Origin of the sequence: Aeromonas sp. QDB03 (assembly GCF_027707985.1) — a bacterium.
Lineage (GTDB): Bacteria > Pseudomonadota > Gammaproteobacteria > Enterobacterales > Aeromonadaceae > Aeromonas > Aeromonas hydrophila.
In genome coordinates this window covers 182,630-197,847 of the sequence record NZ_JAPCJG010000006.1, presented here as the reverse complement: position 1 = coordinate 197,847, position 15,218 = coordinate 182,630, and the positions used below count along the sequence as shown (strand labels likewise).

The 15,218-nt window shown below is 65.7% G+C and carries 13 protein-coding genes; 7 read left to right on the top strand and 6 right to left on the bottom strand.

The features are described 5' to 3' along the window. Positions 1-11: 11 nt before the first annotated feature. Complete coding sequence (locus PG900_RS16260) at positions 12-608, bottom strand: LysE family translocator (protein WP_016351932.1); 597 nt, start codon at positions 606-608, stop codon at positions 12-14. A 117-nt stretch (positions 609-725) separates the two neighbouring features. On the opposite strand from PG900_RS16260, the gene PG900_RS16255 reads away from it, so the two are divergent. The 5 genes from PG900_RS16255 (at position 726) to PG900_RS16235 (ending at position 7,184) form a co-directional block, all read left to right on the top strand. Continuing rightward, on the top strand, positions 726-2,102 hold the full coding sequence (locus PG900_RS16255) for an aminotransferase-like domain-containing protein (RefSeq protein WP_270831815.1): 1,377 nt from the start codon (positions 726-728) through the stop codon (positions 2,100-2,102). Between the two features lie 42 nt (positions 2,103-2,144). After that, on the top strand, positions 2,145-2,609 hold the full coding sequence (locus tag PG900_RS16250) for a hypothetical protein (protein ID WP_270831814.1): 465 nt from the start codon (positions 2,145-2,147) through the stop codon (positions 2,607-2,609). A 93-nt stretch (positions 2,610-2,702) separates the two neighbouring features. Next, positions 2,703-4,763 (top strand): hypothetical protein, encoded by a 2,061-nt coding sequence (locus tag PG900_RS16245; RefSeq protein ID WP_270831813.1) that lies wholly within the window; start codon positions 2,703-2,705, stop codon positions 4,761-4,763. Continuing rightward, the gene (locus tag PG900_RS16240; RefSeq protein ID WP_270831812.1) at positions 4,733-5,446 is read left to right on the top strand and encodes a DUF3142 domain-containing protein; all 714 of its coding nucleotides are present in this window, start codon (positions 4,733-4,735) and stop codon (positions 5,444-5,446) included. Before PG900_RS16245 ends, PG900_RS16240 begins: the two co-directional genes overlap by 31 nt. A 112-nt stretch (positions 5,447-5,558) precedes the next feature. After that, the gene (locus tag PG900_RS16235) at positions 5,559-7,184 is read left to right on the top strand and encodes a hypothetical protein (RefSeq protein WP_270831811.1); all 1,626 of its coding nucleotides are present in this window, start codon (positions 5,559-5,561) and stop codon (positions 7,182-7,184) included. A 21-nt stretch (positions 7,185-7,205) separates the two neighbouring features. On the opposite strand, the gene PG900_RS16230 is transcribed toward PG900_RS16235, so the two are convergent. Beyond that, on the bottom strand, positions 7,206-8,519 hold the full coding sequence (locus tag PG900_RS16230) for a sodium-dependent transporter (RefSeq protein ID WP_011707340.1): 1,314 nt from the start codon (positions 8,517-8,519) through the stop codon (positions 7,206-7,208). Positions 8,520-8,974: 455 nt separating this feature from the next. Between PG900_RS16230 and PG900_RS16225 the strand changes: the two genes are divergently transcribed. After that, the gene (locus PG900_RS16225) at positions 8,975-9,691 is read left to right on the top strand and encodes a substrate-binding periplasmic protein (RefSeq protein WP_016351939.1); all 717 of its coding nucleotides are present in this window, start codon (positions 8,975-8,977) and stop codon (positions 9,689-9,691) included. Here the strand turns inward: PG900_RS16225 and PG900_RS16220 are convergent, their stop codons facing one another. Both PG900_RS16220 and PG900_RS16215 read right to left on the bottom strand, forming a co-directional pair. Continuing rightward, positions 9,692-11,005 carry a sodium-dependent transporter gene (locus tag PG900_RS16220; protein ID WP_045789024.1) on the bottom strand — a complete coding sequence of 438 codons (1,314 nt, stop codon included), beginning with the start codon at positions 11,003-11,005 and terminating at the stop codon, positions 9,692-9,694. Positions 11,006-11,219: 214 nt separating this feature from the next. After that, positions 11,220-12,059: an isopenicillin N synthase family dioxygenase gene (locus PG900_RS16215; protein WP_011707343.1), complete on the bottom strand. Its 840-nt coding sequence runs from the start codon at positions 12,057-12,059 to the stop codon at positions 11,220-11,222. A 208-nt stretch (positions 12,060-12,267) separates the two neighbouring features. On the opposite strand from PG900_RS16215, the gene PG900_RS16210 reads away from it, so the two are divergent. After that, positions 12,268-12,831, top strand: coding sequence for a DUF2799 domain-containing protein (locus PG900_RS16210; protein WP_270831809.1), 564 nt, complete (start codon positions 12,268-12,270; stop codon positions 12,829-12,831). A 50-nt stretch (positions 12,832-12,881) separates the two neighbouring features. Here PG900_RS16210 and PG900_RS16205 read toward each other — a convergent pair whose 3' ends face one another. Then, a complete protein-coding gene (locus PG900_RS16205) occupies positions 12,882-13,703 on the bottom strand; it encodes a Cof-type HAD-IIB family hydrolase (RefSeq protein WP_016351941.1) in 822 nt (273 codons plus the stop codon). A 212-nt stretch (positions 13,704-13,915) separates the two neighbouring features. After that, the gene (locus PG900_RS16200; protein WP_270831806.1) at positions 13,916-15,157 is read right to left on the bottom strand and encodes an MFS transporter; all 1,242 of its coding nucleotides are present in this window, start codon (positions 15,155-15,157) and stop codon (positions 13,916-13,918) included. Positions 15,158-15,218 lie beyond the last annotated feature (61 nt).

The following is a 15,218-nucleotide window of genomic DNA, read 5'->3' as shown; positions in this document are numbered from 1 at the left end:
CTTGGCAGCACTCAGTACCAGAGCATCACCACGCAGAGCGCGGTCAGCGCCCCCAAGCTGCCGTTGAGCCGGCGCCAGCCTCTGTCAGAGTTGATCCAGCGGCTGAGCTGATGACCGAACAGCACCCAGGCAAAGCAGACTGGCAATCCGGCCATGGGGAAGACGGCCATGATGCCCCACAGACTCGGCCAGTAAGCACTGCCCGGCAGACTGAACAGACTGATGGCGGAGATCCCCATCATCCAGGCCTTGGGATTGAGAAACTGGAAGCCCAGCCCCTCCAGCAAGGTCAGCGGGCGCGAACGTCGTTCCGGATCGCCGGGGGCACCGGCCACCGCGATGCGCCATGCCAGCCACAGCAGATAGAGGCTGCCCAGCACCTGCAGGCTCAGCTTGAGCAGCGGCCAACGCTCGAACAGGGGGTAGAGCCCCAGCGCCAGCACCAGTTGCAGGACGGGTTGTCCCACCACGACACCGATCAGATGGGGCAGGGTGCGACGCACCCCGAAGTTGGCGCCGGAGGCGGTCAGCATGAGGTTGTTGGGGCCCGGCGTGCCACAGGTGAGCAACGCAAAGCCAAACAGGGTGGCATACCATTCGATCGTCATCTTTGTACTCCTGAACTGCGCACATTGTATCGATACAATGTGCCACTTTTGGTTGTTGTCGGGTTCAAAATCACGCTATATTGCCGATACATTTCGATCAATGGATTTATTGTCACCATGACAATCTGGACCCCGGACCTCACCCCCTTCGCCGGCCCCCTCTACCTCAAGCTGGTGAAGGCCATCGAGCAGGCCATTCAGGACGGCGCCCTGCCGCCCCAGACCCGGCTGCCCACCCACAGGGCGCTGGCGGACAAGCTGGGGGTCACCGTCGGCACCGTCACCCGCGCCTATGGCGAGGCGGAGCGGCGCGGGCTGCTGGCCGCCCGGGTGGGGCACGGCACCTGGGTCAAGGGGGAGCATGAGGATCCGGCCAACGCCTGGGTGATCCGCAAGGAGGAGGGACACCGCATCGAGTTGTGGCAGAACCTGCCGGTGCAGCTGGATCGAGCCGCCATCATCCGCCCCATGCTGGCGGAAGTGGCGGACGGGGATCTCAACGCCCTGCTCGGTTATGACAAGGAGGCGGGCCAGCCGAGCCAGCGCCAGCTCTTTATCGACTGGCTGGCCGAGCAGGGGGTGGCGGGCAGCGAGGAGTATCTGCTGTTCAGCCACGGCGCCCAGCACGGCATCATGCTCTCCCTGCTGGCCACCGGCTGCGTGGGGGAGACCCTGTTCTGCGAAGGGCTCAGCTACCCCGGCATGCTGGGCAATGCCCGCCAGCTGAAGAACCAGGTAGTGGGGCTGGCGATGGACGCAGAGGGGCTGCTGCCCGACGCCCTGGAGGCGGCCTGTCGCACCCGCCGCGCCAAGCTGCTCTACCTCACCCCCACCCTGCAAAATCCCACCACCGCCACCATGAGCCTGGCGCGGCGCGAGGCCATCGTCGCCATCGCCCGTCGCCACGACCTGTTGATCATCGAGGACGACGTCAACGGCCTGCTGCCCCAGCAACCGGTGACGGCGATGGTCAACCTGGCGCCGGAACGAGTCATCTATCTGGGCAGCCTAGCCAAGATCGCCTGTGGCGGCCTGCGGGTTGGCTTCGTGCTGACCCCGCCGGCCCTGCGCGGTGCCTTCGCCCAGGCGATGCGGCTGTCGAGCTGGATGGTGAGCCCGCTGCTCATCGAGCTGGCCTGCAAGCTGGTGAGCCAGCGCCAGATCATGCCATTGGTCGAACAGCAGCGGCAGATCCTGGCACGTCGCGGCGAGCTGCTGCGCCACCTGCTGCCAGGGGCCTGCTGGCAGGCGGGCTCCATGCACGCCTGGCTGCCGCTACCGGAGCCCTGGCGCAGCCAGGAGTTCGCCGAGGCCGCCAACGCCCTTGACGTCGGCGTGGCCAGCGGGGAACACTTCGCCGCCGGCCAGTTCGCCGCCCCGCAGGGAGTGCGGCTGAGCCTGAGCCAGCCAGCCACCGACGCCCGCGTCGCCGAGGGGCTGGAGCGGCTCGCCGGCCTGCTGCGCGCCGCGCCGCCCACCAATACCCTGCTATAGTCAGCCCCGGCCCAGCCCATCCGTGCGCTCAAAGGAGAGCCCATGCACCCGACCCACGCCCCCTTGTTGCTCCTCACCCTGCTGCTGGGGGGCTGCGCCGCCCCCGTTCATCAACAGCTGGGGGCGGCGCTGAGCGGGCTGGAGGGGGAGTTGCAACGGCTGGAGGAGGAGCTGGCGGCCATGAATGGCCTGCACTACCAGAAGGCGATCGACGCGCCCTTGAGTCTGCGCCGCCGGCTGAGCGCCCCCGTCCCCACGGCGGAAGGACTGCTGCCCAGCCACAGCACGCTGACAGACGGCCCCCTGCTGCGCTACGACTATCGGCTGCCGGTCGACATGGCCAGCCTGCCCCTAACCGAGCCCTGCCTGCGCTACGAGTTCGAGCTGCGCCACCTGGGCCGCCTCGGCCAGCTCGCCCTGCACTGGCAGGGGGCGGCGGGCTCGGGGGAGCAACTGATCCAGCAGCGCGACTGCCCCTTCTCGGCCAAAGGGCCCGGTCTGCAATAGGCCCGCCGCCGGCCGACCTGCCCCTATGGTCAGTTGAAAGGGGCGAAGCCATCTTGTAGCGTGCCAGCATCCCGACTCCTGCTGGAAGCGCCCATGAAACTGACTCCCCTGTGGCTGGCCCTGTGCAGCCTGCCCGCCCTGGCCTGCGGCCCGGATGGCTGCGAGACGCCGCTCACCCTGCAACTGACCGCCGCCCAGTGCCACCTGAACGGGCTGCCGTTCCTCTCCCCCGACAACGACACCCGCACCAACCTGGCGCTGCTGCTGGCCGATGAGCAGGCCTTCTCGCTGCCCAAGGCGCCGCTGCCGCTGCCCTTCGCCATCGGGGATCTGCTCAACCCGGCCCTGCTCAACCCGACCCAAACCGAGCCGGCCCCCGCCGGACCGGCTCCCCTGCTGGCGCTGGCCGCCGGTCTCGGCATCGAGCAGAGCACCACCCAGGCCGCCCTGGAGCGGGCCGCCGGCTGGAGCGAGGGGCGCTGCATCAGCAACAATCCGGTCGCGGCCGAAGCCTTCCTGCAGGTGCTGGTAGACACCCCGGCGCTGGGCGCCGACGAGCGCAGCCAGCTGGCCCGCCAGCGGCTGGCCATGCTGGGCCAGTGCGCCCAGCAAGCCGAAACAGCGCCAGAAGCCAAGGCCGCGCCGCTGTCGGCCGCCGGCCAGGGCTTTGCCGACTACCTGGCCGCCAGCCAACTCTTCTATCAGGGGGAGTTCGCCCAGGCCGATGCGCTGTTTGCCGCCCTCGCCGGACAGGATCAGCCCTGGCTGAAAGAGACGGCGGATTACATGCGGATCCGGGTCGCCCTCAACCAGTCCCAGCAAAGCGCCTTCGATGACTGGGGCACCCTGGATCGCAACCAGATTGACCAGGCGGGCGTGCAGCGCGCCGAGCAGTTCATCGCCGACTATCGCGGCCGCTACCCACAGGGGCGCTATCTCGACTCCGCCAACGGGCTGCTGCGCCGGCTCGCCTGGTTCAAGGGGGACGAGGCGGCGCTGGCCGGCCTGTTCCAGCAGGCGAGCCGCCTGCCGGGCAACCCGGAGCTGCTCAACGAAATAGACCTCAAGCTGCTGATGCAGCCCGGTTTCACCGGCTCAGCCGCCATGCCGCAGCTGACCCTGGTGCAGGATCTGCGCCGGCTGCGGCTGCACGAGAGCTGGGACGAGTGGCAGCCGCTGCAAAGCAGCGAGCTCGCGCAGCAGAGCGCCCAGTTTGCCAGCAACCCGGCCTGGCTCGCCTATTTGCAACAGGCCGAGCGCTACTATCTGGCCAAGGATTATGCCGCCGTCATCGCCGCCGCTCCTGCCCTCGACAAGGGACCACTCGACAACCTGGCCTTCAGCCAGCAGGTGCTCAAGGGCATGGCGCTGGCGGCCAGTCAGGCGCTGCCCGAGGCGGAGCAGCAGTGGCGCACCCTGCTCGCCAGCCAGCCCACCCCCTTGCAGGATCAGCTGTTGCAGCTGGCACTGGCCATGACCCTGGAGCGGGCCGGCCGGTTGGAGCAGGTGTTCGCCAAGGAGAGCCCCATCCAGAGCGATCACTACCGCATTCCCCTGCTGGAGTACGTGGCACCGGCCCCGCTGCTGCGCCGCATGGTGCAGGATGAGCAGGCCTCCGACACCCTGCGCCAGCGCGCCGGCCACACCCTGCGCTACAAGCAGCTGACCCACGGCGACTACCGGGGCTTCCTGCAGGATCTGGCGCTGGCCCCGCTGGCCGCCCCGTTCGACTGGCAAGGGAGCCAGGAGTATCAGTGCCCGGCCCTCACGGCGGTGGTCACCACCCTGGTGGACAACCCCAAATCCCCCAAGGCGCTCAACTGCCTTGGCGAGTTTTTCCTGAGCCAGGGGCTGGACTGGGATCCGCTCCTGCAGCGACCGGGGGCTGACACCCTGGCGGGCAGCCGGGATCTGTTTGCCGGCCAGCAGCGCAGCCGGCTCGACTGGTATCAACAGGTGATCGCCAGCCCCAAGGCCGCCAAGGAGGAGAAGGCCTACGCCCTCTACCGCGCCATCAACTGCTACGCCCCGAGCGGCAACAACAGCTGCGGCAGCCAGGAGATCCCCCTCAGCCAGCGCAAGGGCTGGTTCAACACCCTCAAACGCCAGTACGGAACGAGCCAGTGGGCCAAGCAGCTCAAATATTACTGGTGATGCTGGCGCTACTGAGCGCCGAGACCAGCGCCGCCGTCGAGGCGAGCCACTACCGCCAGTTCTGGCTGTGGGCCGGAGTCAGGCCCCAGCCGGTGCTGCAGCAGGCCGAGCGGCTCTATCTGCATCAGGGGGAGATAGGCCCGCTCGATGCGCGCCAGCCCGTGCGCTTTCAGGGGCAAGGCATAGCGCCGAGCAAGCTGCCGGTAAAGGAGCTCTGGCTCGCCTACCGGGTGGAGCGGCTCGACTGGGATGAGGCCCTGCTCAAGAACCTGACCAACCAGCTGGCGGCCTGGCAGCGCAAAGGCAATGAGGTGCGCGGCGTCCAGATCGATTTTGATGCCCGCACCCACCGGCTGGCGGATTATGGCGACTTCCTGCGCCAGCTGCCCGCCGACTGCGCCATCAGCATCACCGGCCTGCTGGACTGGACCCGCACCGGCGACGTCGCAACCCTCAACGCCCTCGCCGGCGTGGTCGACGAGCTGGTGGTGCAGACCTATCGCGGCCGCCGCACCGAGCCGGGCTACGCCCGCTACCTTCAGGAGCTGACGCGGCTGACCCTGCCCTTCAAGGTGGGGCTGGTGCAGGGAGGCGAGTGGGATCCAACGTGGGAAAGCAGGCTGGCCGACTCGGCGGCCTATCGCGGCGCTGTGGTGTTTCTCATCAACCCGCCAGGTGCCTGATGGCGGGGAGGAATTGACCGCCCCCAGGCTGGCGCCAAGAGTGATAGCTCTCTTTGACTCCGGCAACATGCCATACTTGTCCGTACCCTGAACCAGCCAAGGAGCGCCAAGGATGCAGATCCTCCTGATCGAAGATGATGCCATGCTCAGCACGGCCCTCTCCCGAGGGCTGAATGAGCAGGGGATCACCCCCGCCCAGCTGATCCACTGCAAGGAGCTGGCGACCCTGCCCACCCTGCTGCGCCAGCAGTCGTTCGATGTGGTCATCTGCCGCCAGTATCACCATCAGGCCCGTGAGGGGGTGCGCTTGCTGCAGGAGGCCCACTATCTGGGTCTGCTCGAGCCGGGCTGCGTGCTGCTGCTGCTGGACGAGGATCACGATCAGCTGCAGTTCCCCCCTTCCGACCTCTACTTTCCGCTGCTGCTGCCCATGCCGTTCACCGCCGATCAGCTCACCGCCAGTCTGCGCGAACTGGTGCAGCTGACCGGGCTGACCCGCACCCTGCCCGCCCCGATGAAGCTCAGGGAGTGGCAGGTCAGCTGTGCCCTGTGCGAGGATCTGCTCTACCAACAGCAGAAGTACCGGGAGCTGGGGCCGTTGCTGGACCGGATTAAGGGCTACATGCTGCTGCAGCAGCAGGATCACTTTCACGCCGCCCAGCACTACGCGGTCTGCACCACGGAACACGACGCCTGGTGGCCGCGCAAGGGGCTGATCCACGCCCTGCTGGGGCTGAACAAGCTGGAGAGTGCGCGCAAGGATCTGGCCCGCAACCGGGAACGGCTGCCTGCCCCCCTGCAACTGGAGCTGGCGCTGGCCTGTCTGCTGCACGAGCGGCAATGGGAAGGGGCCTGGGACGTGCTCACCCTGCTGCTGCAAAAGCAAGCCTGGCAACCGGAGTGGCGCCAGGCGGCCATTCTGCTGGCGCTGCTGCTCAAGGACGAGGGCAAGGCACTGGAGCAGGCCAACGCCCTCAGCCTGCACTTCTTCGCCGATCACAAGTTCCGGGTATCCATCGAGAATTTCATCCTCAATGCCAGCCTGGCGGTGCTCTGGCACTACCCGAGCGCCGCCCGGATCAGTGCCTTGCAGCAGGAGTATCGCTACCTCAGCCAGGCGGTGACCCTGCGGGCCCACGAGGATGCCTTGCTGCAGGCGCTGATGCTGAGCCTGGACTATCGCTTCGACGAGGCCCTGTTGCTGCTCGCCAAGCACCCGCCGGAGAGCGCGCGGGACAACCACCTCAACCAGCTGCTCGGCTTTGCCGTCAGCCAGTTCTGCGGCCTACCCCACCACGCCAAGCGCTACCTGAGCCAGCTCAGCCAGTATCAGGCCAGGGTCGCCCCGGCCCCGCTGGTGCAGCAGCTGTTCAAGCAGGTCATCGGCGATTTCATGAAACAGCTGGAGCGGCGCGAACTGCGGCTGACCTACCTGCGCCAGGAACGGCAACGGGCCAGCGCGGCGGGTCAGCACCAGCTGGCCGTGCAGTATGCGCTGACCCTGCAGGAGGAGTTCCCCGCCCTGCCGGGCGATGCCTGGCAACTGCTGGAGCTGCTGCAACTGTGCTGGCCGGCCGGCATGGCCGCCCCCAGGGTGGCCCTGCTGGTGGATCGGCTGGAGCGGCGCCTCAACCACAGCGCCTCCTTCATGGAGCACCACGCCGAGGAGTACCACAAGACCCTGCTGCAGATCCGCTCCCACCTCAATCCCCGTCTACCCACCACGCCCCCCAACTAGGCCCGGTCAGCCGGGCCGCGGTTACAGCAGCCCGCGCACCAGGATCCCGGCGATCAGCAGCGGCGCCACCAGCCGCCAGCACCAGAGCAGGCAGCCGCGCAGCAGCGGCGACAGGCCATCAGGCAGCACGGACTCACCCAATCGCCAGCCCAGCAGCAGGGTCAGCACCAGACCGAACAGCGGCATCATCAGGTTGGAGGTGAGATAGTCCAGCAGATCGAAGATGGTCTTGCCGAACAGGGTCAGCTCGCTCCAGGGCCCGAACGACAGGCTGACCGGAATGCCGGAGGCCATGATCAGCAGGGTCAGCACCCGGCAGGCGCCACGGCGCGACCAGCCCCACTCCTCGGTAGTGAAGCGCACCAGGTGCTCCAGCATGGAGATGGAGGAGGAGAGCGCCGCCACCAAGAGCAGCAGGAAGAACACCACCGCCAGCCCCTGGCCGAACGGCAGATGGTTGAACACCGCCGGCATGGTCATGAAGGTGAGGCCTGGCCCGGCAGTCGGGTCAATACCGGTGGAGGCCAGCACCGGGAAGATCATCAACCCCGCCAGCACCGAGATGAGGCTCGCCAGGGTCACCACCCAGACGCCGGATCGCAGCACGCCCTCGCTGCTCGGCAAATAGGCACCATAGGTGGTGTGCACGCCAAGCCCGATGGAGAGGGAGAAGAAGGCCAGCCCCAGCGCGTCCAGCACGCCCTGGCCGGTCAGCATGGAGAAGTCCGGCAGCAGGAACTGGCGCACCCCGGCCATGGCGCCGGGCATGGAGAGGCCAGTCACCACCAGCAGCATCATCATCACGAACAGGGCTGGCATCATCCAGCGCAGCGCCCGCTCCACCCCCTTCTGCAGGCCCCCCTGCACAAACCACCAGGTGAGGCCGGCAAACACCAGATGGGTCAGCACCGGCCACCAGGGGTGGCTGACATAGCCGTTGAACAAGGCGGTCAGCGCCGCGCCCTCGCTCAGATTGAGCTGCCCGCTCACCGCCAGCGCCGCATAACCCACGGTCCAGCCGCCCACCACGCTGTAGAAGCTGTAGATGAAGAAGCCGCACAAGATCCCCATGTACCCCATCCAGCGCCAGTTCGGCCCCACCAGCTTGTGGAAGGCACCGAGCACCCCGCGCTGGCTGCGGCTGCCGAGCAGGGTCTCACCCACCAGCACGGCCACCCCCAGGGTGAAGCTGAACAGCAGAAACATCAGCAGGAAGGCACCGCCGCCGTTGGTGGCCGTCACATAGGGAAACTTCCAGATGGCGCCAAGGCCGATCGCCGAACCGGCGGCTGCCAGCACATGACCGATACGGGAAGACCACTGAACCTGGCTCATACAACCTCCGGGCAAGACAACATCACATCGATACTCCATGGGTAACCGCGCTGGGCGGGGCAACAAAAAAGGCCGCCTGGTGGCGACCTTTGCAATGAACATTCAGACAAGCTGCGCGTGCAAGGTCACCTCTCTTGCGAGCTAAAAAATCGACCGAACAGGGCAACGCGACGTGACATGAATAATCTGATCTGAATGCTGAAAAGGGATCACAGCCTAAACCATGGAAAGAAAAATTGACACAACATGACCAAACTTTTTTTCATGTGGTCAAAAAAATCTTGTTTTCACCCGGCCGGCGCCAAAAATCAGCGCCGCAGCCTCCCCGCCCACGGCCTTGAACGATAATAGTCTTAGCTTGAGCGGGTTCGACCTAACCGGATGGGACCGACCTGCCCTGCCACTCCCTTGCGCAACATGGATGTACCGACGTGACGCACCTGACCGGATACTGGATGAAATGGCTGCTGCCCTGGCTACTGTTGCCCGGCCTGGCGCAGGCGACGCAACCCCCGCTGACCCTGCTCAGCCACGAACTGCCCCCCTTTACCCACACCAGCGACGGCAAGCTTGGCGGGCTGGCGGTACAACTGGTGCAGGAGGCCCAGCAGGAGATGGGGGTCGACTACCCCATCAAGATCTACCCCCTCAAGCGGGCGCTGGCGCTGACCCGGGTCGAGCCCGGCTTCGCCCTGTTCGTCATTCTGCGCACGCCCCAGCGGGAGCCCCAGTTCAAGTGGGTGGGGCCGCTGTTTCTGAACCGGGTGGTGATCTACCAGACCAGGGGCAGCCAGCCGCTGACCGATCTGGCCCAGCTGCGCCAGCTGGCGCGGGTCGGCGTGCTGCTCGGCAACGCCGATGACGAGCTGCTCACCCGCGAGGGCTACACCAATCTGGTGCGCTGCCAGACCATCGAAGATGCCATCGAACGACTGATGCTCGGCAAGATAGATGCCTTCCCCATGGGGGAGCAGATCATGCCGGCCATCCTGGCCAAGATGAAGTTCTCCCCCCGCAGCGTGGTGAACTCAGGGCTGCTGCTGCAGGAACACTGGCTCTACATCGTCTTCTCGAAGAGCGAGGATGACGCCGTGATCGCCCGCTGGCAGGCGGCCATCGACAAGGTCAGGGACCGTCACCAGCAGGCTCAGCAGCCCATCCGCCAACCCTGATTACACCAGCCCGCGCACCAGGATGCCGCCGATCAGCAGCGGTGCCAGCCAGCGCCAGCAGCCCATCACCAGAGTACGCCAGTGCAGCGCCAGCCCGGTGGGCAAGGCCTGGCGACCCAGTTTCCAACCCAGCAGCAGGGTGAGCGCCAAGCCGAACATGGGCATCATCAGGTTGGAGGTGACGAAATCGAGCAGCTCGAAGATGTTCTTGCCAAACAGGGTCACCTGCGCCCAGGGTCCGAACGACAGGCTGACCGGAATGCCGCCCGCCATCACCAGCGCGGTGATGAGGCCGCAGGCGGCCCGCCGTGACCAGCCCAGGCTCTCGCTAACGAAGCACTGCAGGTGTTCCAGCAGCGAGATGGCCGACGACAGCGCCGCCACCACCAGCAAGGCGAAGAACACCACCGCCAGCCCCTGGCCGAACGGCAGCTGCTGGAATACCGCCGGCATGGTCATGAAGGTGAGCCCCGGACCGGAGGCAGGATCGATGCCGGTCGCCGCCAGCACCGGGAAGATCATCAAGCCCGCCAGCACGGCGATGAGGCTTGCCAGCAGCACCACCCAGAGGCTGGAGCGGCCGACCCCGTCACTGGAGGGCAGGTAGGCGCCATAGGTGGTGTGAATGCCAAGGCCGATGGAGAGGGAGAAGAACGCCAGCCCCATGGCGTCGAGCACGCCGGACATGCCGAGCTTGCTGAAGTCCGGCATCAGGAAGTGGCGTACCCCCGCCATGGCGTTGGGCAAGGTAAGACCGAAGGCCACCAGCATCAGGATCATGATGAACAGGGCAGGCATCATCCAGCGCAGGGTGCGCTCCACCCCCTTCTGCACGCCTCCTTGCACGAACCACCAGGTGAGCCCGGCAAACAGCAGGTGGGTCAGCACCGGCCAGAGCGGATCCCCCACATAGTCGTTGAAGCGGGCGGTGAGGGCCGCGCCGTCTCCGTGCTGCAGACTGCCCGCCAGCGCCATGCCGGTGTAGCCCAGGGTCCAGCCACCCACCACGCTGTAAAAGCTGTAGATGAGCAGGCTGCTGAGCAGCCCCATGGCGCCGACCCAGCGCCAGCGTTTGCCCATCAGTTCACCGAAGGCCCCCACCACCCCGCGCCGGCTCAGGCTGCCGAGCAAGGTCTCCCCCATCAGCACCGCCACCCCCAGGGTGAAGCTGAACAGCAGAAACACCAGCAGGAAGGCGCCGCCGCCGTTGGCGGCCGTCACATAGGGGAACTTCCAGATAGCGCCGAGACCGACTGCGGAACCGGCGGCGGCCAGGATATAACCGAGCCGGGATGACCATTGGGACTGCTTCATAAGAACTCCAACCGTGGGGCCCGCCACAAGGGGCCCAAAATGACGCTCAGAGTACGGGGGGGGCTGCGCAATCACAACGCCGCTTATCTGGATAAAACGCGCATTATTGGCATCATTGCCTAATTAAATTCCATTTAACGCGCAATCATGCCAACAAATAAAAACCGGAGCAATTTTGCTCCGGTTTTACAGGGTGATGAGTCTGGTTCGGGGACTAGATCACCCCCAGCTCCCGCAGCCGTTCCATCAGGTAGCTGTGGGCGGTGTGACGCTCGGAGAGCACCACGTCCGGGCGCGGATGGAGGAACAGCGGCAGGGAGATGCGGGACTTAGCGGCGCTGCCACCGGTCGGGTTGATGACCCTGTGGGTGGTGGAGGGGTAATAGCCGTGGGAGGCCTCTTGCAACATGTCACCGATGTTGATGATCAGGGTGCCAAAATCGCACGGCACGTCCATCCACTCGCCATCGGAACCCTTCACCTGCAGGCCCGGCTCGTTGGCGGCAGGCAGTATGGTCAGCAGGTTGATGTCTTCATGAGCGGCGGCGCGGATGGCACCCGGCTCCTCGGTGCCGTCGAACGGCGGGTAGTGCAGCACCCGCAGCAGGGTCTTCTGGCTTTCTTCGATCATGGAGGAGAGCGGGCAGCTGTAGTGGGCGGCGATGTCGCTCGGGGTGTACTGCTCGACCCAGCCCAGCAGCTCGGCCGCCAGGTTGTTGGCGAGGCGGTAGTACTCCATCGCCTGCTCTTTCAGCTCCGCCGGCATCTGGCCCCAGGGGTAGAGGTGGAAGTACTCCTTGATGTCCTTCTGGCTGTGGCCCTTGGCCACCTCGGACACGGAGGGCGGGAAGTAGCCGTCCTGGGTCTCGCGATTGAACAGGAAATCCTGCTTCTGCTCGCTCATGAAGAAGCGATACCAGTTGTCATAGATGGACTGCACCAGCTCTTTCGGGATGGGGTGATTGGTCAGTACCCCGAAGCCGGTGGTCCGCAGGGATTCGGTGAAGCGCTGCGCCGCATCGGGCGAGCGGTAATCGACGGTCAGGACTTTCATTATTTTTGTTACGCGCCAGTTAAAAGATGGCGCAGTTTACCCCGTGACCGGCAACAAGGAAAGGGCGCGGGTCGCCACGCCGCCAGCCCGCGCAAATAGTGACAAACCGCTCAAAAAACGGCGCCGACCAGCACCGTTTTTCATCCCTTGTCCTGCCCCGGCATCCTCTCTAGAATGCCCCCATCATCCCTCTCGGAGCCCGTCGTCCATGTCCCCCAAGATCCTGTTGCTGACCCTGCCTTTCCTGCTCGCCGGTTGCAGCTCGCTGTCGGAAGAAGAGTGCCGCACCATGAGCTGGTACAACCTGGGTTATCAGGACGGCGAGCAGGGCAAGACCCGGGCCGCCACCCGTGACTACGTCTCGACCTGCGGCGAATACGGCCTCAAGGTGGACGAAGCGGAGTGGAAACGGGGTTATGCCAAGGGGCTGGAGCTCTACTGCATTCCGGAGCTCGCCTACAGCAAGGGCAAATCCGGCGCCGAGTATCAGGGCGTCTGTCCCAACGATGCCAGCTTCCTGACCCAATACGATCGCGGCCGCCAGGAGTACCTGGTGGAGAAACAGCTCAGCGACCTCAAGAGTGACATGGAGCGGACCGAGCGCGACATCGAGACGCTGGAGCACCAGATCCGCAACGAGAACGACAGCAAGCAGCGCGACTACTACCGCGCCCAGCGCGAGCGCGCCATCCGTCACTACGAGGGGCTACGCCGTGACTACAACCGGATCCGTTTCCCGGATCGGGTGATCCAGTTCTCCTTCGGGAACTGACAAACGAAAAAGGGGCCGACATGGCCCCTTTCTGTTTCTGTTGCTGTCCCTCAGGCGGGCAGGACCCAGCGCTGCAGCGCCAGCGCGATGCCATCTTCGTTGTGATCGGCGGTGACCCGATCCGCCAGCGCCTGGATCTGTGACGCCGCGTTGCCCATGGCCACCGCCAGCCCCACCTGCTCGAACATGCTGATGTCGTTGTTGTTGTCGCCAAACGCCACCACGTTCTCCATCGCGATCCCCTCGCTCGCCGCCCACTGGGCCAGCCGGTTGCCCTTGCTGCAGCCGGGTTGCACCAGCTCCACCGCATAGGGCGCCGCCCAGTCACGGGTAAAGGGCAACTGTTCGACCACCTCAGCCATGAAGTGATGGAGCAGGGCGGGATCCTGGTTGAACAGCTCCAGCTTCCAGACCGGCCGACTGAGCCAGCTCGCCAGATCCTCCGCCGGCAGCAGGGAGATCTTGAGATGATCCGGCTGAGTCGCCGACCAATGGCGCATCCGGGTCACATGCTCCTCGCAGCCGAGGTAGCCGATCCCCTCGTCGAGGTGGAACAGGGCCCCCATCTGGTGCGCCTGCACCTCTGCCAGCAGCCGGCTGAGGGGAGCCACCGCCAGCGGATCCCCGACCTGGATCTGCTCCTGCACCGGATCATAGAGGTAGGCACCGTTGCTGCAGATGATGGGGGTGTCGAGGGCCAGCTCGTGATGGAAAGGACGGGCCGTCATGAAGTGGCGCCCCGTCACCAGCAGCACCTTGATGCCGTGGGCGCGGGCCTGGGCCAGCGCGGCCCGGGTGGCGGACGAGATCTTGTGATCCCGGGTCAGCAGGGTACCGTCCATATCCAACGCAATGGCCTGAAAACGACTCATATCACCTCCAAAATGTCGAAACGAATGAATGCAGCGCCATACCAACCCGATTTCAACGCCATGGCCTGATAACGATTCACGCCATCGCCAAAGGCTGAGCATAACGGGGAGCTATGGGCGATCGGGCAAACGAAGCAAAGAGCCATACCGTCCCAGAGTCGGCGCCACGATGCAAGTCCGGCCCGCCATCCCGTCGCCGAACTGTGATCCCGTCAGCCGGCTTCCATCTGGACGTCGAGCCGCTGCCGCCGATCCGCCGCCCGGCGCAGACCATAGAAGCCGATGGCACAGAGCAAGCTGCACAGCGCAGCCAGATAGAAGGGCCACTCGGTGCCCGCCAGCAGCACCAGACTGCCGACCACCACCGCCAGGATCTCGCTGCCCACCGCCAGCCCGCGATAGAGCCCCATCGCCTGCCCCTGCTGCTCGGCATGGCTGCGGTTGGAGACCGCCACCGAGGTCGCCAGCTCCCCCAGACTCATGCCGATACCGGTGGGAATAAAGGTGAGAGCCAGCCCCCACCAGTGGCCGGGCAGCACGAACATCAGCATGCCCGCCGCCATCACCAGATGACCGACCACCCCCAGACTGCTGCCGCGCCAATGGCGAGCCAGGCGGGAGCCCAGCCAGGATCCCAGGATCATGGGCACGCTCACCAGCACGGCGGCCTGCGCCAGCTGCACCGGATCCCAGGCCAGCCGCTCCACCAGCCAGACGTTGAAGTAGGTGAAGTAGAGCTGCACCGCGCCGTAGCTGAGCAGGGTCAGCACGAAGTAGGGCAGCAGCGCCGGTTGCAGCAGCAACTGGCGGGAAGAGAGGGCCGGTGGTGGCTGCTCACTGCGGGCCGCCGCCGGCCGATTGGGCAGCAGCCAGAGCACCAGCAGCAGGTTGACCAGGGTCATGGCCACCGCCAGCCAGGCCGCCAGGCTGTAATCGCCGGACACCACGGCGGCATAGCCGCCGATCATGGGGCCTACCACCCAGCCCAGGTTCATGCCGATGTTGATCCAGGCGAAGCTGCGCGTCTTGGTTTTGGCGGTGCTCATGTCGGCCGCCATGGCCTGCACGATGGCGATGTCACCGTTGAAGAAGCCCTCAACCACCCGGCTCAGCAACAGCAGCGGCAAGGATCGCCAGGCGATCCCCAGCGCCATCAGGGCGTAGCCCACCAGCACGCCCACCAGACAGAGGGTCAGCACCGGCTTGCGGCCATGACGATCGGAGAGCTTGCCGAGCCAGGGGGCCCCTACCAGTTGAAACAGTGGGTAGAGCCCCATGATGACCCCCAGCCACACCTTGCGGCTCCAGTCCGACGCTGCCGGCGTCAGCATGCCCTGAGCCGGATCCAGCATCAGCGGCGCCAGCACCGGAGACGGCAGACTGAAGCCCGCCACCGCCAGCGTCACCGTCATCACCAATACCCACAGGCTGGCCTGCCCCTTGATCCCTTCCATGTTTGCCCCATTAAATAAAGCTATTGGTTTATTTATGTTGGCAATCAATCCTGATTAAGTA